The organism is Lactiplantibacillus sp. ME-2 (assembly GCF_022549155.1).
In the GTDB taxonomy this organism is placed as follows: domain Bacteria; phylum Bacillota; class Bacilli; order Lactobacillales; family Lactobacillaceae; genus Lactiplantibacillus; species Lactiplantibacillus plantarum.
Genome location: NZ_JAKZEQ010000001.1, coordinates 44,271 through 65,006, shown reverse-complemented (window position 1 = coordinate 65,006; position 20,736 = coordinate 44,271). Strand labels below are relative to the sequence as shown.

General features: G+C 45.8%; 20 protein-coding genes and 1 pseudogene. 13 read left to right on the top strand and 8 right to left on the bottom strand.

Annotated elements, in window-relative coordinates; all coding sequences use genetic code 11:
- Positions 1 to 20: 20 nt before the first annotated feature.
- The gene (locus MMY95_RS00315) at positions 21 to 470 is read left to right on the top strand and encodes a hypothetical protein (protein WP_003642652.1); all 450 of its coding nucleotides are present in this window, start codon (positions 21 to 23) and stop codon (positions 468 to 470) included.
- Positions 471 to 1,059: 589 nt separating this feature from the next.
- Here MMY95_RS00315 and MMY95_RS00310 read toward each other — a convergent pair.
- The gene (locus MMY95_RS00310) at positions 1,060 to 1,566 is read right to left on the bottom strand and encodes a DUF2798 domain-containing protein (protein ID WP_003642653.1); all 507 of its coding nucleotides are present in this window, start codon (positions 1,564 to 1,566) and stop codon (positions 1,060 to 1,062) included.
- Between the two features lie 440 nt (positions 1,567 to 2,006).
- Here MMY95_RS00310 and MMY95_RS00305 point away from each other — a divergent pair, with 440 nt between their 5' ends.
- The 5 genes from MMY95_RS00305 (at position 2,007) to MMY95_RS00285 (ending at position 6,160) form a co-directional block, all read left to right on the top strand.
- Entirely contained in the window at positions 2,007 to 2,669 is a 663-nt protein-coding gene (locus MMY95_RS00305; RefSeq protein ID WP_021356250.1) for a hypothetical protein, read from the top strand.
- A gap of 281 nt (positions 2,670 to 2,950) precedes the next feature.
- A complete protein-coding gene (locus MMY95_RS00300) occupies positions 2,951 to 3,250 on the top strand; it encodes a hypothetical protein (RefSeq protein ID WP_003642655.1) in 300 nt (99 codons plus the stop codon).
- Between the two features lie 447 nt (positions 3,251 to 3,697).
- Positions 3,698 to 4,819 carry a PLP-dependent transferase gene (locus tag MMY95_RS00295; protein WP_013355804.1) on the top strand — a complete coding sequence of 374 codons (1,122 nt, stop codon included), beginning with the start codon at positions 3,698 to 3,700 and terminating at the stop codon, positions 4,817 to 4,819.
- A gap of 71 nt (positions 4,820 to 4,890) precedes the next feature.
- Positions 4,891 to 5,211: a thioredoxin family protein gene (locus MMY95_RS00290; protein WP_003642657.1), complete on the top strand. Its 321-nt coding sequence runs from the start codon at positions 4,891 to 4,893 to the stop codon at positions 5,209 to 5,211.
- 163 nt (positions 5,212 to 5,374) lie between these two features.
- Positions 5,375 to 6,160: an alpha/beta fold hydrolase gene (locus MMY95_RS00285; protein ID WP_003642658.1), complete on the top strand. Its 786-nt coding sequence runs from the start codon at positions 5,375 to 5,377 to the stop codon at positions 6,158 to 6,160.
- 57 nt (positions 6,161 to 6,217) lie between these two features.
- On the opposite strand, the gene MMY95_RS00280 is transcribed toward MMY95_RS00285, so the two are convergent.
- The gene (locus tag MMY95_RS00280; RefSeq protein ID WP_238352229.1) at positions 6,218 to 6,610 is read right to left on the bottom strand and encodes a hypothetical protein; all 393 of its coding nucleotides are present in this window, start codon (positions 6,608 to 6,610) and stop codon (positions 6,218 to 6,220) included.
- A gap of 235 nt (positions 6,611 to 6,845) precedes the next feature.
- Here MMY95_RS00280 and spxB point away from each other — a divergent pair, with 235 nt between their 5' ends.
- The 3 genes from spxB (at position 6,846) to MMY95_RS00265 (ending at position 10,307) form a co-directional block, all read left to right on the top strand.
- Positions 6,846 to 8,603 carry a pyruvate oxidase gene (gene spxB, locus MMY95_RS00275; RefSeq protein ID WP_241277445.1) on the top strand — a complete coding sequence of 586 codons (1,758 nt, stop codon included), beginning with the start codon at positions 6,846 to 6,848 and terminating at the stop codon, positions 8,601 to 8,603.
- 1,018 nt (positions 8,604 to 9,621) lie between these two features.
- Positions 9,622 to 9,936, top strand: coding sequence for a LasU family protein (locus tag MMY95_RS00270; protein WP_027821859.1), 315 nt, complete (start codon positions 9,622 to 9,624; stop codon positions 9,934 to 9,936).
- A gap of 14 nt (positions 9,937 to 9,950) precedes the next feature.
- A complete protein-coding gene (locus tag MMY95_RS00265) occupies positions 9,951 to 10,307 on the top strand; it encodes a DUF6483 family protein (protein WP_053267693.1) in 357 nt (118 codons plus the stop codon).
- Between the two features lie 127 nt (positions 10,308 to 10,434).
- Here MMY95_RS00265 and MMY95_RS00260 read toward each other — a convergent pair whose 3' ends face one another.
- Genes MMY95_RS00260 through MMY95_RS00250 form a run of 3 tightly spaced genes read right to left on the bottom strand, consistent with a single transcriptional unit; the run spans position 10,435 to position 13,529 of the window.
- Positions 10,435 to 11,286 carry a hypothetical protein gene (locus MMY95_RS00260; protein ID WP_027821861.1) on the bottom strand — a complete coding sequence of 284 codons (852 nt, stop codon included), beginning with the start codon at positions 11,284 to 11,286 and terminating at the stop codon, positions 10,435 to 10,437.
- Between the two features lie 9 nt (positions 11,287 to 11,295).
- On the bottom strand, positions 11,296 to 11,712 hold the full coding sequence (locus MMY95_RS00255; protein WP_003642665.1) for a helix-turn-helix transcriptional regulator: 417 nt from the start codon (positions 11,710 to 11,712) through the stop codon (positions 11,296 to 11,298).
- A gap of 17 nt (positions 11,713 to 11,729) precedes the next feature.
- Positions 11,730 to 13,529, bottom strand: coding sequence for a M3 family oligoendopeptidase (locus tag MMY95_RS00250; RefSeq protein WP_053267694.1), 1,800 nt, complete (start codon positions 13,527 to 13,529; stop codon positions 11,730 to 11,732).
- Between the two features lie 116 nt (positions 13,530 to 13,645).
- Here MMY95_RS00250 and MMY95_RS00245 point away from each other — a divergent pair, with 116 nt between their 5' ends.
- Entirely contained in the window at positions 13,646 to 14,569 is a 924-nt protein-coding gene (locus tag MMY95_RS00245) for an alpha/beta hydrolase (protein ID WP_053267695.1), read from the top strand.
- Positions 14,570 to 15,411: 842 nt separating this feature from the next.
- On the opposite strand, the gene MMY95_RS00240 is transcribed toward MMY95_RS00245, so the two are convergent.
- Entirely contained in the window at positions 15,412 to 15,693 is a 282-nt protein-coding gene (locus MMY95_RS00240) for a bacteriocin immunity protein (RefSeq protein WP_003642670.1), read from the bottom strand.
- 187 nt (positions 15,694 to 15,880) lie between these two features.
- On the opposite strand from MMY95_RS00240, the gene MMY95_RS00235 reads away from it, so the two are divergent.
- Genes MMY95_RS00235 through MMY95_RS00225 form a run of 3 tightly spaced genes read left to right on the top strand, consistent with a single transcriptional unit; the run spans position 15,881 to position 17,724 of the window.
- Complete coding sequence (locus MMY95_RS00235) at positions 15,881 to 16,270, top strand: GntR family transcriptional regulator (protein WP_003642671.1); 390 nt, start codon at positions 15,881 to 15,883, stop codon at positions 16,268 to 16,270.
- Positions 16,251 to 16,961 carry an ABC transporter ATP-binding protein gene (locus MMY95_RS00230; RefSeq protein ID WP_003642672.1) on the top strand — a complete coding sequence of 237 codons (711 nt, stop codon included), beginning with the start codon at positions 16,251 to 16,253 and terminating at the stop codon, positions 16,959 to 16,961. Before MMY95_RS00235 ends, MMY95_RS00230 begins: the two co-directional genes overlap by 20 nt.
- Positions 16,951 to 17,724, top strand: a complete 774-nt coding sequence (locus MMY95_RS00225; RefSeq protein WP_003642673.1) for an ABC transporter permease — start codon at positions 16,951 to 16,953, stop codon at positions 17,722 to 17,724. Before MMY95_RS00230 ends, MMY95_RS00225 begins: the two co-directional genes overlap by 11 nt.
- A 60-nt stretch (positions 17,725 to 17,784) precedes the next feature.
- On the opposite strand, the gene MMY95_RS00220 is transcribed toward MMY95_RS00225, so the two are convergent.
- A complete protein-coding gene (locus MMY95_RS00220; protein ID WP_003642674.1) occupies positions 17,785 to 18,339 on the bottom strand; it encodes an isochorismatase family cysteine hydrolase in 555 nt (184 codons plus the stop codon).
- A gap of 436 nt (positions 18,340 to 18,775) precedes the next feature.
- Positions 18,776 to 20,527 (bottom strand): annotated as a pseudogene (locus MMY95_RS00215) (1-deoxy-D-xylulose-5-phosphate synthase).
- Between the last annotated feature and the right edge of the window lie 209 nt (positions 20,528 to 20,736).

The following is a 20,736-nucleotide window of genomic DNA, read 5'->3' as shown; positions in this document are numbered from 1 at the left end:
TGAATGAGGGATAATGTTTTATGCAACGAAACGTACAAGCTTTTATTGATGATGTTACGGCTGACAAGGTTACGCAGGATAGCTTGACTGGTACCTATGCCAAACTAGCGACCAAGGTTAAGCCTTGGCTGGCGAAGCTGGTAGCGGCACTCAATGCCGACCAGCTTGCCCAAGTGACGCTGACGGCTAAGCATGAGCCAGCTATCAGCTTTCGGTTGGAGACGAGTGTTATTAATTTGCCACTGGCTAATCTGACCGAAATTGGAAAGGTTACGGCGGCAGAGGATACGCTGCCAATCAACGTTTACATGATTGCAGAATCCGATGCGTTACCGTCAGGATTGCGAATTGATGAGCTGGGAAGCGTTGCCGACGTGCTCGCTGATCAAGCCAACGCTGAAAAGTTATTAACCGATTGGCTGACGGCTCAGACTGATCGCTTAGACCAGATCACGGCGGCGGAAGCTTAAACGTAATCTTTACGAGTTAATTACTAAATCTTTACATGACTATGGTAAGGTAAGAATTGATATTGGAGCCAAGCCAAAATCAAAATACCAATGGAATTGAGTGTGTCGTTCATTAAATCGAACGGGATACTCAATTTTTTTGGTTGCGAAAAGTTAAGTACTGCGGCCCAACTGTGGTGAGTAGGAGCCACGAATTTTGTGGCGGTGCGACTTGCATTTTATCAATGAAGATGATACGGTAGTCCATGCGATGAGTCGATAGAGTCAGATCGTTAGCAATAACGGTTCCGCGCGAGCGGCTAGTGACTAATATTGATAGCGGGGCACGTTTCTCTGACGTATTTCAGAGTGTCTGGGTCACTGACATTGTGGAGTGTCACTCCCGCTGGTTTTACCAGTGCCGCGATGAACGCGTGTTAACCATTTTCGGATGGCTGACACGCTTTTTTTTTGCGTACAGATCACGCATAAGACTTTCATAGGGTGGACTATTCGGCAAAAGCGGTGGTCGACTGGATAGTCGTAAAATAAAACGGACGGCCATCAGGATAAGATTATCCCGGCGACCGTCCGTCAATGGACTGAAAGATTAGTCCTCTTCGTTCATTGCAGCTGCTGACTCGGTGTTAGCAGTTGCCCGTTGCATTTTTCCAAGCACACCGCGGGCGATTGGGCCGACGATGATGAGTTGGAGTGGTAATGCAACAATCAAGTTAAAGATCCAAGTGTGACCGTAAGTCGCTAAAACGTGACTTCCGGACAATTCACCTTCCACTGCAATCCCGAAGAGGGACATGCAAGTTACCATGCCAAGAACCATCAAGACGGAGATGGTAATCCCAATCAAGACAACCCGTTTGCGCATGTAATCATTAATGATATATTTGAAAGCTAATCGTTTGGCAATTGGTCCCACGACCAATAAGTCTAAAATGATGGCAACGAATAAACCGAGTGGGTAGCCACTAAGGATTGCCATTACTAACCCGTTGCTGAAACCTTGAGCAAGGGTAACGTTATAGGCGGTCATCACAAAGACCATTAAACCGGCCATAATGGCGGTAAAGACAACTTCTTCTTTTAAATTACGTGGCATTCTATTCACACACTCCTAGTTTTTTTGTATCGGTTGATTACTATAGCATGCGAAGGGGGCCTCACATAAGTAACAATTTGATGACAAATTATGAAACGGTTACATTGTTAGCCCGCTTTGGGCCGTAGTCGGGTGTCATTTACGATATACTTATAAGGGGCAGTATGATGGCAAAATGAACTTTAAAGAAATAAGGTTGTGGAAACAGCTTTCAAGTTAACAAAATTCATTTCTGCTGATGCCACGGTTGTTGTTGAGGAGATACGTAGTCAAGAAAAGGATGGCACAATGAATCTTAGGTGCCCAAAAATGGACCAACTGAGCCAAATATAATTTAAAGTTAAATTTCGATCCAGAACAGGTAAACGTTGGTAAAGTGAGACAACATAGCGTATGCTGTAGTTAGCATCAGACAATTAATCTTTGGGGAGTTGATTATCTTGAAAAAAATGTTAGTTAGTTCAGCCGTGATTGCTGGGATCATTGCGCTGGGAGGCGGTTATTACTTAGAAGCCGACCATCAGTCTAGTCAGTCGCGGGTTAGTGAAACACAATCAGTTGTGTCAAAGACTAAGGCTAAAAAAGACGCGTCATCTTCAGCAAAGTCGACGAAGCAATCGACAGCTGCTAAATCGTCGTCAACTAAAGCATCGTCAGTTTCCACAACTTCAGCTAATGAGTCACAATCCGAAGCTAGTGCAACGACTAGTCAGGGTAGTAAGACAGCTACTGCAGCTAGCTCGCAGGGACATTCAAATACCACTGCAACTAGTCAAACAACTACCGGGCAGTCTGCATCCGCGACCTCATCATCAACTAGCGGCCAGCAGACGACCAATCCACAGCAGTTAACAGCTAGTCAGATTAATGATTGGGCTTGGCAACAAGTGGCTAAGGACTATCAACAAACAACCGCCAATAAGCAAAACTTTGTGTTTAATCAGTATCAAAGCGGTGGTTTAGTTTACGTGGAAGTTTATGAAAATACCAACGCCGATGTCGCACACTTAGCGGGTCGTTTTCGGATTAACGCCCAAGGTCAATTGGAACAACAGCAGTTGGCTAAGGGGAACGTATGGCAAGTTGTTGCAACACAGCCATAATGGCGTCGTTTAGCAGGTTACAATTGAAAAATAGTTATTGCCAATTGGGTGTTCAGCGGGTGTCAATTTTGAACACCTAATTTTTAGTATCATCATGGTCAATTTGGTAGCTTGATTCAGCTGTTATCACGGGTAAGTGCCGGCAGGGCCCAAGGTAAGGTATGACAAGCTAGCCTAGTGATGCCTCAGTAATTTGACCAGGATATTGTAACCGCCTTCTTGCTCATTGTGACCAAATACAGCATACTGAAAGTAGTTCATAAAGATTGGTGGCTGGTTTGATGGCAAAAGAGAAACATGAAATTTATGACGAACAGGATAAGCGACTGGGCCGCTTGATTCTGAAAATACTGGGGATCGTCGCGATTGTCAGCGGCTTAGTGGGACCGTTCATTTACTTATTGAATGCAAACTGGGGCCGTGAGCTAGGAACCTTGGCCGTGATTTGTGGCGGCGTTGCGATTTGTCTGGGCCCTAAAGGTCGAACTGCAGGGGGCCAGTGGTTAGCCCTCTTGAAGACGCTGGGGTTGAGTATTTTGATTTTAGGATATTTTGTGATTGTCTTGAAATTATTGGGATAGCTAGGCAGTGTCGAATGCGTTTCTGTAAAAATGGTGGTCAGGATAATGCTGGCACCATTTTTTATTGTGCTGAAATAAGATTGGGGCTTGCGCTCCTATTATTATGAGAGTAAGATGAAAACATCATTAAATAACATGTTGATGAGAAGAGTAGTCAGGTTATACCTTTGACAGGGAGCCGTGGGGAGTGTAAAGCGGTAAGGTAGCGCCTGATGAAGATGAACTCGGAATGCCCAGTTGCGGTCGCAAGGCTGTACTGGCGGGACTGGCCGATACTCCAGTGAGTCAATAATGACTTGATGAGTTTAACGGGGTGACCCGTAATTGAACTTGGGTGGTAACACGCGACCGGCGTCCCTTGAAGATGGCGGCTTTTTTTGTAGTCATTTTTACACTGGCGTCTCTGTAGACTGCCCGACCATAACTAGATTGGATGGGATTGAGATTATGACAAAACAAGCTGAGAAATTACACATTGAAACGCGGTTAGCACAAGCTGGTAATCGGAGTGATGATGAGAAGACCGGGGCAATTTCGGCGCCCATCTACTTGTCGACAGCATATCGACATGCTGGTTTAGGACAATCTACAGGATTTGACTACCCGCGCGAGGCCCAACCGACCCGCTGTATTTTGGAACGAGTGCTGGCAGAGATGGAACACGGCATCGCTGCGTATGCGCTGACTTCTGGCATGGCGGCAATCCAGCTCGTTTTCACGCTTTTCAATAGTGGTGACAAAATTATTGTGTCTGATGACTTATACGGGGGTTCGTACCGCTTCTTTGACCTCTTACACGACCATTATCATTTGGATTTTGCTGTCTGGGATGGGCAGGATCAAGCGACATTGGCAGCACTGGCAGACGATCAAACCGTTGCCCTGTGGTTGGAAACGCCATCGAATCCAACCATGAAGGTCATAGATATTACGGCCACAGCGGCTACCGCACACGCCCATGACCTCAAGTTAATCGTTGATAATACTTTCTATACACCGTTGATTCAAAAGCCACTGGATCTAGGCGCAGACATCGTCGTTCATTCCGCAACTAAGTATTTAGCCGGTCATAATGATGTTTTAGCCGGTGCAGTGGTAGTCAAGTCGCAGGCGGATGCTGATGCGCTTGAATTTAATCTGGTGACGACTGGTGCGGTCCTTGACCCGTTCGACGCTTGGCTGCTCTTACGGAGCTTGAAGACTTTGCCATTACGTTTGCATCAGCAGGAGGCTAATGCGCAGGAACTCGTTACGGTCCTTGAGGCAGATGAACACGTTGAACGTGTCTTATATCCAGGACGTGGTGGAATGATTAGTTTTTATCTCGCTACGGGTACCGACGTCGATACCTTTTTACGAGCATTGAACGTAATCTCGTTTGCGGAAAGTCTTGGCGGTGTCGAGAGCCTGTTAACAGTTCCGGCAGTTCAGACACACGCAGATTTAACGGAAGAGCAACGACAATCAAAGGGGATCACCGCTAACTTATTGCGGCTATCCGTTGGGATCGAAAATAGTGCCGATTTAGCAGCGGATCTCAAGCAAGCGCTGATCCGAGCAACAAAATAAAGCAAAAGGCTTTACTTACTTTTAGTATGTGGTAAACTATAATTATTATAAAGATATTGGAGGCATTTTTCATGGCAACTGCAACTTTAAGCGACGAAGAAATTCGCGAACGTATCAAGACGGGTAAACACATGTTATTCTTTACGGCGGACTGGTGCCCGGATTGCGCTTTTATTAAACCAGTAATGCCCCAAATCGAAGCGAAGTACGATCAATATGACTGGATCACGGTTGATCGTGACGCCAACATTGAAATTGCCCAAGACATGGGTGTGATGGGGATTCCTAGTTTTGTTGGGATTGAAGATGGTCAAGAAATTGGTCGATATGTTGACAAATTCCGTAAGACCCAAAAGCAAGTTGAAGATTTCTTAGATACACTTGAAAAGTAGTTTTGAAAGGCATGACGTTAGCTGATAACTAACCGTGTTAAAACGAGCCAACTCGAGTGCGTCCATGATGGTTAAGCTTTAACCACGATGGACGCGTTTGGGTTGGTTTTCGTTTGGGCTTCTGCTACACTATTAACTATTAATTTTGGAAACGGTGATAAACATGACAACAAATTTATTTGAAGATGTGGTGGTGCGGACGACCAAATTTGGTGACTTGCCCGTATTACACGTGTTTGCAGCTAGTCAAGCACAAACTAAATTACCAACGATCATCGATTATCATGGTTGGACAAATCAGACAGCGACTGAACTGGGTACGGCTTATCAGTTAGTACGCGCGGGTTTTCGAGTCATTCTCCCGACAGCGTATTTACATGGCAGTCGAAATGATGGGACTGATCTCGATCGGCATCCTGAACATTTTTGGTCGATTGTTGGACATTCAGTTGCGGAATTTCCACAATTAGTCGCGGCCTTAGTGGCTGCTGGAATTAGTGATGCTAATAAAATCGGTGTCATGGGAACTTCGATGGGCGGCATTACCGCTGCCGGTATTATGGCAACGCAGCCCACGGTAGTTGCTGGTGTCTCGTTAATTGGTTCACCAGAACCGGTGGCCTTTGCAACCGATCAAGTTGCACAATTACCAGCGGCATTACAAGCTAAGCTCCCAGCAGAACTAATTGAACAAACTTATCAACAACTGGCGAAGTTTGACTTATCTGAACACCCAGAAGCACTGGCAGGACGACCAATGTTCTTTTTCAACGGTACGGCCGATCAAATGGTACCTTATCAGTATATTCGTGATTTTAAGCACCGTTTTAAAGATGAGCCAGCCCTGAAGGCAACTGTCTTTAAACGCGCTGAAGGTGGCGTTCACCACGTACCTCACAAGATTCAAGAAGCTGCTGTCGCTTTCTTGGAGACCAACATTCTTAAATAATGCACACAGCACCCCACTGTTCATAAAACTGAACAGCATGGGTGCTTTTTATTGCCATCAATACCATAATCGTCGGACACTATGATAGCCTAAATCGCCTAAAAGTAGTGGTTCTGACAGTAACATTAGACAACCGCGTTCCAGTAAGAAAATCGCGAGATTCATCTCATCATCCCAGCGCGCGACCCGTTCGTTGAGCCGGCAGTTGTATCTTGAGCTTGCCTTTAGAGCCAGTGAATTCATTTTGAGAGGGTTGTGGCGCAAGCGGGGAATCCGGGTGAGGAGCCAGGGATAGGCTAGCAGGTCGGAACTGATCAGCCAATAAACGGGGAAACTAAAGGTCAGCTGCCACTGTCCGGTCGGTTTCGCGGTAAGCGCATAGTACGTCATTATTAAAACGGGGAGTGCTGACAGTTCGGCAGTCAGAATATTAATTGCTTTATCTTTCATTATTATTTCACCTTGCTGATTGGTTAGATTAAGCCGATGGATAAGCGTTCGATATTTTCCAGAACAACGGCAGGCTAACACGATTTCGGGCCAGTGTCAGGTCATCGAATTTGGTTAGTTAAGAAAATATTTATAAAATAATGATTGTTTACAATTGAATTTTGAACAATTTAGATGTATTCTGATAACCGTAAATGAAAACGTATACAATAATTTTAAAAAGAAGGCATTTACTATGGCAAAGATGATTGAAGCGTCTGTTGCAATGTTAAAAGTTATTGAAGCTTGGGATGTTAAACAGATTTACGGCTATGCTGGTGGATCGTTTAACTCAACCATGCACGCGTTGGATGTTGAGCAAGAACGGCTCCAATATGTGCACGTACGTCACGAACAAGTGGGGGCCCTCGCTGCGGCAGCGGATGCAAAGTTGACGGGTAAAATCGGGGTCGCCTTTGGGTCGGCCGGTCCTGGTGCCGTTAATTTACTCAACGGGTTGTATGATGCTAAGGAAGATCACGTGCCCGTACTTGCCTTGGTGGGCCAAGTTGCTCATACTAATATGAACTATGATTATTTCCAAGAATTCGCTGAAGAACCGATTTTTAGTGATGTGGCGGTCTTTAATCGAACCGTCATGACACCAGAAAGCTTACCATACGTCGTCGATAAGGCCATTCGGACGGCTTATCGTGAAAATGGGGTTGCGGTGGTGACAATTCCTAATGATTTTGGGTATGTTGAAATTCCTGATCTTAATTACGATTCAGCAAGTGTCCCTGCTAAACTGACCGGCATTCCTACTATTGATGATGAACAAGTTAAGACGGTGTTAACGATGATCAAGAACGCCAAGTACCCCGTCTTCCACGTTGGTCAAGGGACGCGTGGTGCAACCGAGGACATGATGGCGTTAGCGGAGCGTCTGCAAGTACCGATTATTATCACTGGGTTAGCCAAGGGCGTCATTCCTGATAGCTTTGATGGTAATATGGGAAGCGCTTATCGGGCAGCCTCGAAAGCGGCGGATGAACTGATGGGGATTACCGATTTGGTCGTTTCAGTTGGCGCGGATTATTCGTTCGCACAGATTATGTACACGACTCACGACTTCAAATATGTGCAAATTGAACTGGATCCTGGCAAGTTTGGTCGGCACCATCATTTGGATTTCGGGGTTAATGGCGATGCTAAAGTCTTCATCAAACGGGCCTTGGCATTAAGTGAACCAGCGTCACCGTCGCCATACTACCAAGCAGCTAAAGCAGATATGGCCGACTGGAAACAGTATTTGAAGAAGTTGAGTGAACGGACGACCGATCCACTTGAATACGAACAAGTCTACCAAGAAATCAACCGGGTCGCTACCGATGATGCAGTTTTCTCAATGGATGTTGGCGACAATACGATTAATAGTTTCCGTTTCCTAAAGATGAATCCCAAGCAAAAATTATTGACCTCAGCACTATTTGCCACGATGGGTGCCGGCGTTCCCGGTGCGATTGCGGCGAAGATGAGTTATCCTGATCGGCAAGCCTTCAACATTGCTGGCGACGGGGCCTTCTCAATGGTCATGCAAGACTTGTTGACCGAAGTTAAGTATCACTTGCCAATCTTTAATATTGTCACGTCTAACCAAACGTTGAACTTTATTAAATCAGAACAAGAAGATGTGCCGCAACCATATTATGGTATCGACTTGATTGATGCTGATTTTGCTAAGATAGCTGAAGGAATGGGCGTCAAAGGTATCCGTGTTGAACATTTTGATCAACTGCACGCAGCCTTCGAAACTGCGATGACCGAATTAAAGGCAGGTCGTCCGGTCTTAATTGATGCCAAGATTACGGACAAACGGGGGTTACCAGTTGAAATCCTTGATGTTGATCCAGCCAAGACATCGGATGCTTCTGTCAGTGCCTTCAAAGAAAAATATGACGCGAACGAATTGAAACCACTAACCAGTTATTTCAAGGAGTTCAACGTCGAATAGTCAGTGTGAACGAGCCTGCAATCAATTGATTGCAGGCTTTTTTGTTCTAGGATAGGTCAGGAATCATTGTTAAAAGGTTCCGGTTAACTCGATTCCTGTTCGTCAGCCAGTGCGCGTCCTATGCCGAACTCCGGGGCTGGGTGACAATTGCTGGAACGCAGCCGACGTCGATTTGAGCTAACGCACAATCCGCGTCATCTCAAATACGAGTCTTATTCTAAGCCGGAAGCAACCCACTTCCGACTAAGAATAATTTGGCTACTGAGCATTGTCACCCAGCCCCTCCAGTCTCTAGCTTGTGAGGGGCCACGGGTTGAAGTCGAGCATTGCCTAGCCAACTGATTAATGCGGTTTTGGCATTTGTCTGTTGGCGTAGCAAGCACAGGCTTTAGTGGCACCGAACACGTTTTGGGAAGCCGCTCGAATGGCTGATGAACAGCCACTTAACTTGGTACAATTAGTCGCTGACTATTTTTTATTGGAACTTTTAGTGAAATATCAATGTGTATTCTCTACTTTGTCGAAATATTCAACTATTACTACGGTAATTCAGAAATGGTAAGTTATCACAATAGCATCATCAACCTGACAGTTAATTGACAAATTACTGTTTGTAAAAAACAATGACAAGTCCAGCAAAAGTTCGGAACGCACGTGTCAGCCATTCGAACACTGTCCCGACTGGAAGGCGTTTCGGTCAATGCTCAGCGGTGAAATTTCACTTAGCAAGCGTCCTTTGCTTGGTTAGTGGAAGACCAGTATTTAAGACGTGGGTTGCGGCTTAAATCTGTGTCCACCGCGTTCCAGCAATTGACGGAAATGCCTGGAAGTCGGCGTAGGACGCGTTTAACCAAGCATGTTTACGCTGATTCGAACTTTTTCCAGCGGGCCTAAGCTGGTTGCTTTTGATCTTAAACCGGAACCTTTTAACAATATTTCGTGCAGAAAAGGCTTGGTATCATGCGGATATAATTTTAGGGCGTCATTCTGATTGGTCTGAGAGTTTTAAAAGCGGATAATGAAGCTAATTCTAGGGGGAGTGATGAGGATGAAGCGACGGTTAATTGCAGCGCCTACGGGTCTTTTATTGGTGGGATGGTTGATTGGCTGGGGCTTGCAAGCAATGCACCAACCGATGGGGACGGCTTGGACGGCCTACGCGTTTACGTTATTGATCTTATATACAATTTTGGCGACGTTTATCACTAGTATGGCGGATGCCTATCAGGGAAAGCATGGTCGAACAGTACCGGAAAAACAATTTTACTGGTACATGTGTACGTTATCAGTCATTTTGACAATTTTAGCGATTTATTGGATGGCACACAATTAGGGGGATTAATGCTAATGCAAGATGAAAGTGATTGGTTAATGCGGCAGTTACATGCGTTCGCAACGGGGTTAGGGTACACGCTTAGTCGTCATAAGGGAGGCACAACTGAGGTGGTGTTTCCGCAAGATCAAGATCAGCCGTTGCCACATCAAGTCGAATTGGCACAACTCATTGACAGAAAGGCTTATGCTCAAGCCGCTCATCGGTTGTTAGCGTTGCAGTTCGCAATGACGGAAGCTGAATTCTTGCAGCTCGGAATTTGGCTTTATGCGACGCTTAATCAATTTGACGACCAAAGTCTCGCTGCCGGGGGAATTTCACGAACATCGTTGGTGGCGGGATTGGAACAACTGCAAAAATTGAAAATGTGATGCTAAGATCTAAGCAAATCACGAATGAATTTGGCAAAAAAGAGATTCAGCTATGACGGAAAAATTAAAAGTCGTGCTCTCAGAATTTAATCCTGAAAGCACGACTTTTAATTTAACGCGTGTTCAATTATCGGACCACATAGACGTGGTCGTGAATCAGGTCGAATGGTCGGAAATGAGCATTTAACTTGGTAACGGCCTCGTTATCCTGATAATTAGCGTGGTCCCAAAATTGTTTGGAACCCGTGGCGCCGTATTTTTCGCCAATGACGATCAATGGGATATCGTAAGGACTTTGCCGCATAGCTTGTAACAAGTCCCAATCAATAGTCAATTTGTCCGGTGACCAGGCCATAATGACGTATTTAATAGTTGCGGCGTACTTATTGAAGGCACTGACGGCATCCAACGCTTCAATCGTCGTGACTGGGTGGCGTCCCGTCTGATTGCCAGTTTCGTGTGTCCAATCCTTTGAATCCGTGGTATAAATTGGCTGACCAGGATGGAGACGTTTGAGGCCCTTGGAAATATAGCCGTTACCGGCCATGACTTCCAGAACTGGCGCGCTGCCGGTGAAGTCAGCTAGGTCTTTCAGGAATGGCGCACTGATATAGGCCCACATCCCGTACTGCTCTTCGATATAGTCTCGAAAATTGCGTAGAAGTTGGTCAACTTTTGGGAGAGCGGCTGATAGTTGGTTCCAAGCCGCATCACCAGCAGGATCACCCATGGCATATTGCTGATTGATGCGCTCAAAGAGATGGTCCTGAAAATCATCAGGGACTTCTAAGACTGGCAATTGTTGGGGAGCTAAGCCGGCTGCCAGCAAGCGGTCACTTTCCAAGACATTATTGATCAGTACTAGAATTTGGGGATCATCCTTAAATAAGTCGCGGTACTTCATCAACTGTTGAATATACGGGGCACCGGCTTGCTTTTTGACCCGCTTTTTTAATTGTTTTAACTTCTTGGGATTCATAAAAAACTCCTAGTCATCAAAGTGTAAGTCTAATTCTTCTTGGCCGGTCGCATCCGTTGAAACCCGATGCTGGCGACCATGTAAGTAACCATCCATCAACTGAAACAGTTCATAGCGGTCTTCACTGGATAATTGTTCTTGATTAAACGTCAACGGCTTGCCCGATAAAAAGATGCGACCGAGGTCATACTCTTCTTGGTCTGATTTACCTGACAAGTAATCGGTCGTGACGTTGAAAAATTCGGCTAATTTACGAACTTCTAGGTAGGACGGGGTCCGTAAGTCCCGCTCCCAGTTACCAATTTGAGCCGCGGTATTTTGACGAGTCGTCTTGTCTGCGGTCGGCATTTGATTGAGGGCCGCCGCGAGTTGAGCGAGGGTCATTTTTTGCCCCCGACGTAGTGCTCTTAAACGTTCTGGAAACATGTGCTCACTTCCATTCCTTAGATTAACGGTGCGGATAACGCCATGAATTCATCGATATCCCGCTTGATCAAAGCTACACCAGCTTGCCAGAAGGCTGGTTTGGTCAGATCAACACCGAGGTGTTTGGCAGCTAGGGCTTCGGTCGACATGTTGGCGGTGTCTCGCAATAGGGCAATGTAGCGGTCTTCAAAGTCCGATTGTGTTTTAGCTTGAGCATAGATACCGAGACTGAAAAGGTAGCCAAATGTGTATGGAAAGTTATAAAACGGGACGTCGTCAATGTAAAAGTGCAACTTGCTAGCCCAAAACATCGGGTGGTAAGTATTTAAGGCATCACCATAGGCGTCTTTTTGGGCGGTTAGCATCAAGTCTGACAAAGTGTCAGGAGTGACGATCCCGTGCTGACGGGCGGTATAGAAGCGCGTCTCAAACAGGAAGCGGGCTCGAATATCCAGAAACATGGCTAACGGATTTTGCATTTTAGCATCCAATAAAGTTAATTTGGTTTTGGCATCATCGGCCGCTTTGACACTGGCGTCAGCGACAATCAGTTCGGCGAATGTTGAGGCGGTTTCGGCCACGTTCATCGCGTAATCTTGACGCCAAAGTGGTAGATCTTGAATGACGCTGCCATGAAAGGCGTGCCCTAATTCGTGGGCGAGGGTGGCTGTGTCATTAGGTGAACCCGTAAACGTCATGAAAATTCGGGATTCGTGGGTCTCTGGTAGATTTTCCATATAGCCACCAGGCCGCTTATTAGGGCGATTCTCAGCTTCAACCCAACGATGTTCAAGGGCGTGTTGGGCTAAAGCGCCCATCTTTGGACTAAATTGGCGAAAGTTGTTAATGACAAAATCGGCAGCTTGATCGTAAGTTTGGCTAGGAAGTTGTCCCAAGGTTAGTGGGGCTTCAATATCTTGCCAATCTAGTTGATCTTTACCGAGTAACTGGGCCTTACGCTTCAGGTAACTTAGTAAAATGTCCTTGCTGTCAGCGACAACTTGGTACATTGTGTCTAGTGTCGCTTGACTCATGCGGTTGAGTTCTAGTGGTTTCTGTAGGAAGTTCGTCGTACCATGCGCACGATAATTGGCAAGTCGGAAGCCCGCCAAGTGGTTCAACGTATCAGCAAAGGGAGCGGCGTGAGTTTGCCAAGCGTGCTCCCAGTTGCGCATTAATTCGGCGCGTTGGGCGTTCGGCATGGCGGCTGCTAACATGTTTTGAGCTTGACCCGCGGATAGTTGCTGGGTTATTCCGTTTTCATCGGTATAGGGCACTTGAATTTGGCTAACTAACGTGTCGTAGTGGTCACTCCAACCCTGAAAACCGTCGAGTGCTAAGTCATTGATTAGGGCTTCAGTGTCGTCATCTAGGAGCGCTAAGCCTTGCTGACGCATTTCGGTTAAGTTAAAGGCGATGGCTTGTAGTGCCGGTTGTTGCACGAGCGTGTCAAAGGTGGCTTGATCTAACTTAACGAGCTGCTTCTTGAAGCGGGTTAATAAATTGTTTAACTGATTATCAAGTTGATAAATTTGGTTTAGTAGTGGGGCGGCTTTGGTGTCGTCCGCATGTGCGGATTGATAAGCAACCACGAAAACGGTAGCTTGGTCAATACCGGCTTGAATGGCTTGCAGACTGTTGACGAGTTGGGTAAACCAGTCGGCGTCTGGTGTGTCAGCGGCAGCACGCCAGTGAACTAAGGTGTCTGCTGTTGTGGTCAACTGCTGTTTAATCGTGGACATTTTGGCAGTTAGTGCTGGGGAATCAATGCCACCAGCAAAGATACTGTCCAAATCCCACGTTTCGGAATAGTGCATAAAAAGAAGCCTCCTCAATCTGGTCTAGTTATCTTTAATTATAACGGTTATTATGAAGTAGTGGCGAAATTTTCCCGCTCAAAACAGATTTTTGTCTCATCAAGGAGTGAATTTTAATGAAGAAATGGTGGATCACACTGGGGGTACTCGTTGTTCTGGTAGCGGGAACTGTGATTGGTGCTGGCAGTTATTTTTACCACGTGGCAATTGCCCGTGGTGATAAGTCATTTGTTACGCAGAGTACAAAGCTATCGAAAAAAAGTTCGGTTTATCACCAAAAGTATTGGTATTTACATGCGCGTAAGCAAACTTGGACTATTGAGTCATCGGATCATTTACGGTTGGTTGCTTGGTATATTCCAGTTAAAAATTCTAAGAAGACTGTTGTTTTGGCACACGGATTTGCTGGGAATAAGGGTTTGATGGGTGCGTGGGCGGGGATGTATCATGAACTCGGCTACAACGTGCTGGTTCCTGATTCCCGAGCAAGTGGTGCGAGCCAGGGAAAAGCGGTCGGCTACGGCTGGCTGGAGCGCCGCGACGACTTGCAGTGGGCCAAAACCGTCGTACATAAAACGGCCACAACTCAAATCGTGATGAGCGGTATCAGTATGGGTGCAGCCGGGATGACGATGGCCAGTGGTGAACGGCAGTTGCCACAGATCAAAGCGTACGTCGTCGATAGTCCGTTTACGAGTGCTGATGCGATTATTAGTTATCAAGCGGGGCAACTCTATCATTTACCCGCGTTTCCGTTAGTCAACGTAACCAGTCTCATTACTAAATTACGTGCTGGTTATAGCTTCAAAGAGGCGGATGCAATCGCTCAGATTCGTAAAAACCACTTGCCTATCATGATTATCAGCGGCACCCGGGATGATTTTGTCCCGACTAGCATGGGCAAGACGCTGTACCGCAATGCTCACCAACCCAAGTCTTTATGGTTGGTGAAGGGAGCCGGCCACACCACGGCCATTACTCAGAATTACCAACGTTACAAGCGTCACGTCGCTGCATTCTTGGAACAATACGTGCAGTAATGTTAGCTTGCTTGAATTAGCACTGATTTGTCATGAATCGTGATATTAGGATGCTAACTTTCAAGGACAAAAGCAGCCAGCTATGGACCACTGGAAAAAGTGCGAGTTAGCGTAACCTTGCTTAGTTAGTTCGTCCTACGCCGACTTCCAGGCATTTCTGCCAATTGCCGGAACGTGGTGGGCACAGATTTGAGCCGAAAAACCACGTCTCAAATACTGACCTTTCACTAACCAAGCACAAGACGCTTGCTAAGTGAAATTTCACCACTGGGCATTGTCAGAAGCGCCTTCCAGTCGGGAGAGTATTCGAATGGCTGATAGAGATGTACTCAACTTTTGATCGATTTGTCGTTACTTTTCATAAACAGTAATTTTCTCAATCAACTGTCAGGCTGAAGGTGATATTGTGATAGCGCCCTATTCCTCAATCAACATAGTAATAATTGACCGTCTAGACAAAGCGGTTGCTGTAACCTTAAATTTTCGTTGGAGGTTCCTTTGCCAAAATAGCCAACGACAAATTGTACCGAGTTCAGTGGCCGTTCATCAGCCATTCGAGCGGCTTACCGACTGGAGGCGCTGGGTGACAATGCTCAGTAGCCAAATTATTCTTAGTCGGAAGTGGGGTGCTTTCGGCTTAGAATAAGACTCGTATTTGAGACCGGGCGGGTTGTGCACGGGCTCAAATCGACGTCGGCTTACGTTCCAGCAATTGTCACCCAGCCCCGGAGGTCGGAATCGGATGATCATTGCTGACAAACAAGAATCAAACAAACGGCCCCTTAATATCACAAAAGCTCCCAAATTGATTCGATCTGGGAGCTTTTGTGATATTAAGATAATTATGCCCGGTATGGGACCTGGCAAGGTACATCGACGCCATCTTTGAGTGTGATCAGGTATAACTGGTCAAGCACGGCGGGGCCTTGTGAATGACGAGCCCCCCAAGTAGTTAGCAACTGGTTTAGGCGGCTAGCGACTTGATGGTGGTCCGCAACACAGTCTAAGTCTTGTGCGGCCTTAGCTAAGGCTTGTTGTAATTCGGGAATTGCGCGTACTTCGGGGTCACTATAAGCGACATCGATGGCGCGAATTAGCGCAATGGCGTTTTCGTTTTTTAACATGCTACCATCCCTCTCCTGTGATGTGGCGAACTTAGTCCACGTCCTAATTTAAGTATAGCGCTCCTAAATTGAGATTCAAGTTACAAATGTAACCGCTATCACAAGTAACGGTAGGTCATTATTGTACTTTTGGTATCAGCTGTGTTATATTGTAATAGAAAAATAGAACACTAAGGAGGCCGTTAAATTGAAATTTGATGACAAGGTTCCGATTTATTATCAAATCAAACAGTATATTTATCATAAAATGATTGACGGAACGTTACCACCAGGGGCAAAGTTGCCCGCAGTCCGGCAGCTTGCGTTGGACTTGACGGTTAATGTTAATACAGTTCAGCGGGCACTCAGTGAGATGATTACGGAAGGCACTCTGACGTCCCAACGAGGTAAGGGGAATTTCGTAACGGAAGATCAGGCGCATATTATGCAATTGAGGACTACACTGGTGAACGAGCAATTAGCATTAGCGTACGACCAATTGCACGCACTAAATTTAAGTGACGCCGAAATCGTGGCGAGTCTGCAACAATACATTGCCCAACGAGAGGAGCACAATCATGACAGCATTGACGATTAAGGATTTACGTTATAAACATAATCAACGAATGATTTTACAAAATGTTCAATTAACCCTGGCGCCCAGCAAGATTGTCGGTTTATTAGGTGAAAACGGGGCGGGTAAAACGACCTTGATGCGACTAATTACAGGTAGTGCCAAGGGTCAGGGCAGTATTGTGATCAATGGTGCGACAACTGCCGTAGCCCGTAAGCAGCAGGTAAGTTTCACGGATCATTTGACTGGTTTTAGTGCCGGTATGAAATTACAACAAATCGCGCAATTTTATCAACTTGTTTATCCTGATTTTGACGCCAAACGCTATCAAGAGCTGGTTGACTTTCTGGAACTCAACCAACAACAAAAATTGGGTGAGTTGTCTAAGGGGACCCGCGAGAAATTAATCATTGCGCTGACCCTGAGTCGCAAAGTGGCTTTGTACTTATTAGATGAACCGTTTAGTGGGATCGACAGTATGAGCCGCAAAAAAATTATTAACAGTATTATCAAGTGGACGCCTGCCGAAGCGACATTATTGATTAGTGATCATTATGTCACTGAAATCGCGCCGATTCTTGATGAAATCGTGGTCGTTAAGGACCAAACAATTGTTGTTCATCAGGGTGCAGATGAGATTCGCGACGAACATGGCATGGAACTTGAAGATTATTATGAGAGCTTATATATGGGAGGTGTGACGGATGACAAGTAGTTGGTCACTATTTAAGGCCCTCAGTTGGCCACGCTTTAAGCAAATGAGTTTATTGATTGGTATCGAAGCTTTGGCGGTGATTGTCACTAGTTTGTGGACTGCCATCAAAGGAAACTTCACAGCTGCCACATTATTCTATAATTTATGTGCTTGGATGGCGTTACCTTTAATCGTTGGGTTTATCTTATTGGCAGTTTCAAATGAAAAATTCTTCCGGGCGGGGACGTTCTGGTTATTGCCAATTAGCGATTGGCGACGCTATACGATTAATTTAGTCGTTTCGTTGGTTGATATTGTTTATGTTTGGTTGGTCCAAGTGATTTTATTCTGCTTAACTCTGTGGATTGGTTGGAATGAACTGATGGGAGGCTTAACATCAGCGTCGCTGTTCTTTAGCCAGTTTGATGCGGGTAGTGCCGTGCAGTTCGCACTCGGAACGTTGCTAGTCTTAGTTCTTGTGACGATTCTGATTTGGAGCACGATAACGCTTTGCCATTTTGTTACGAATGCGACCAAGGGCTTTTTACCACGATTTCGGCAACGGTTCGTCAATGTGATTATCACGGTGGTGGTCATTTACGTAGCTTTCCGCTTAGCTAATTTGTTGATTAGCATGGTCAGCTTTCTCTCCAGTCAGCTAGTCAACCAGGGACAAATCGATTCTTTATGGGTCGGTAGTCTCGTCATGTTGGCAGTTATCTTAGTTGAAGGTGTGTTAAATACCTTGATGTTGCAAAAATGGGTTGAGCCAACCTTGAATTAATTTAGTAATCCTAAAAAATCACTCATTCGTATTGAATGAGTGATTTTTATTGCGCATTTTTTAAACGATGGTTGCACCTAAGCTGTTTTTGAAGTGACGCAACGCCCATTCGTGACCAGCGGCGTCAAAACTAGCAACGGCATCCTGATGAATGACGAGTTGGTAACCCAAATTATAGGCGTCAACAGCCGTGTGAAGGACACAAATGTCGGTACAAACACCGACTAAGTGCAGGGTGTCAACATGGCGTTCTCGCAGACGTAAATCCAAATCAGTACCCGCAAATGAACTGTAACGCGTCTTGTCGAATGCCCAAACATTATCGGCGGCTTGATGATCAGCGTACCAATCTTTGAGTGGCCCATAGAGTTCACGACCCCAGGTACCCCGAACATTATGAGGTGGAAACAACTTGCTTTCGGGATGGTAAGGATCATGCGGGGTATGGACATCGGTTGGCAGTAAGACCCAGTCGCTTGCCGTAGCCATTTGGTTGGCGAGTTTGACGATCGTTGGTGCGAGCGCTTGGCCGGGTTGCCCACAAGTGAGTGCCCCGCCGTCAGCCACAAAATCATTCGTATAATCAATAATCAGTAAGGCTTGGTGACTTGCCATAATAAAGGCCTCCAATATTAGGTTTGAGATTGGTTTTACTGTAAACAACTCTGATGGGACTGTCAATTGTTTAACTAGCGTTGGATTGACTAAATAATTATATTAATGAGATTTGGAGCTATAAGGACAGCAGCTTGCTGAAAGTCTTTTCTGAACAATAAAATATTAATAATATTTTGTGGCCGACCAAGGCGCCAGGTATTGGGCGTTAATATAAATAATTGCGAATGGCGACTTATTAGCCGGCGTTCTGTTTGCTAATTGCTGATTTTTGCCCCAAATTGGCACAGTAGCCGCCGTCCTGTTTTCCCAATCGTTAAACTGAGATTGGGTTATTGTCAGTTAAATATAAAAAGTCTAGCCAGCGTGTTGAGTTCGACAACATACTGGCTAGACTTTTGGTGGGTAAACGAAAGTTGAGTCGCTGGCCTGATGATTATTCTGCTAGTTGATCAGTAATTGCCGTGACAATTTGGTCAGGGGTCAGCTTAAATTCATGCCGCAGTTCATTAGTTGTTTCACGGTCATTAAAGCGTTTGGCAGCACCAAAGTTCAGAACGCGCATAGCGCTGTTGCCATAGTAGCGACTAACTTTTTCACCAAAACCACCGCTGAGACTGGCTTCCTCAACCGTGACAACTAACTGATGGTCGGCCTTTAAGTTGGCCAAAGTCATCGTATCGGGGTCAGAAATGTCCCGGGGATCAATGAGCGTCGCGTCAATGTGTTGCTCAGCTAATTATTGTTGCACGGCTGTTGCTAAAGGCAGGAGACTGCCTACACCGAGTAAAGCAACTTGCTGACCAGCGTGTAATGTGTGCATCTTAGTTGCGTCAAAATCAGGCGCTAGAGGTACTGACTGGACGTCATTACTTGGTACCCGGATGGCAACCGGACCGTTATTTTGATGGAGAGCCCAGTGCATCATGGCTTGAAGTTCTTCCTTGGTCGTTGGCGCTAAGTAAGTTAAGTTAGGAATATTACTGAGCATGGCAACGTCAAAGATACCTTGATGAGTTGGATCGCCTGCGTTAATGCGGCCACCGGCAACCATGATCGTAACGGGCAATTTATTGATGCCAAGATCATGGGATAGTTGATCATAGGCCCGTTGCAAGAAGGTACCAGAATGGAAGACGATTGGCCGTAAGCCTTGTTGGGCCTGTCCGGCAGCAAATGTAATCGATTCTTGTTCGGCAATGCCGACGTCAAAGTACCGGTCTGGATATTGGCGAGCAAAGCGTTTGAGGTCATAAGTTCCTGGAACAGCCGCCGTAATTGCCGTGATAGGCGTCTTGGCTGCTAACTCATCGGCTAACGTGGCATGAATGACATCCGTATACGTTTCCTTGGTGTTGGGATGCAACGTCTGACCGGTCGCTAGGTCAAACGGCACGTGCCAGTGGAAAGCTTCTTTATTAGTGATCGCGGGTTGATAGCCGTGACCCTTTTCGGTATGGACGTGCAACACGATTGGGTGGTCAACATCCTTAATTTCCTTAAAAGTCGTTAGCATGGTCTCAAGGTCGTTACCATCATCAACGTAGCGATAATCGAGGCCAAAATCTTTGAACAAGTTATGGGAACTCGTGCCGTTAGTTTCGCGGAGTTCACGGAGATTTTGGTAAATGCCACCATGGTCTTCTGCAATTGCCATGCCATTATCGTTAACCAGAATAATGAGGTTAGACTTTAAGGTGGCCGCGATGTTTAGACCTTCCAATGCTAAACCACCGGATAATGAGCCGTCACCAATCACTGCCATGACATTGCCTGTTTTGCCCTCAAGGTCACGAGCAACAGCCATGCCAGTTGCCAAGGCAATCGAGGTTGAAGTATGACCAATATTGAAATAGTCGTGGGGGCTTTCTTCTGGGGCAGTGTAGCCGCTGACATCATTATAATGAGCGGGGTCAAGCCAAGCTTGCTTTCGGCCCGTTAGAATCTTGTGTGTGTAGGATTGGTGTGAAACATCCCATACAACCTTATCAACTGGTGAATTAAAAATGGTGTGAAAGGCAATGGTTAATTCGACTACGCCCAAGTTAGGTCCAACGTGACCACCAGTTTGACTAACTTTATTGAGTAGGACGTGACGTAACTCGCTTGCGAGTTGTGTTAATTCCGGCAAGGATAATTGTTTCAGATCGGCCGGCTGATCAATGCGTGCTAAAATCGGTGTTTCCATTATCTATCGCTCACTTTCTCATTCATGAATACTTTTATAGATTAGCACCTTAGAGCCACTCTAAGACAAGTGTTTTGTTTCAAAAATATCATAAAAAATGACGCCGACAAGTTGTCAGGCGTCATTAGGTTACCATGGTCACAAGATTGGGGGGCTTGTTGAGACGTTCAGTTGGCAGTTCGACCAATGGTACAACGTTAGTGTAACGG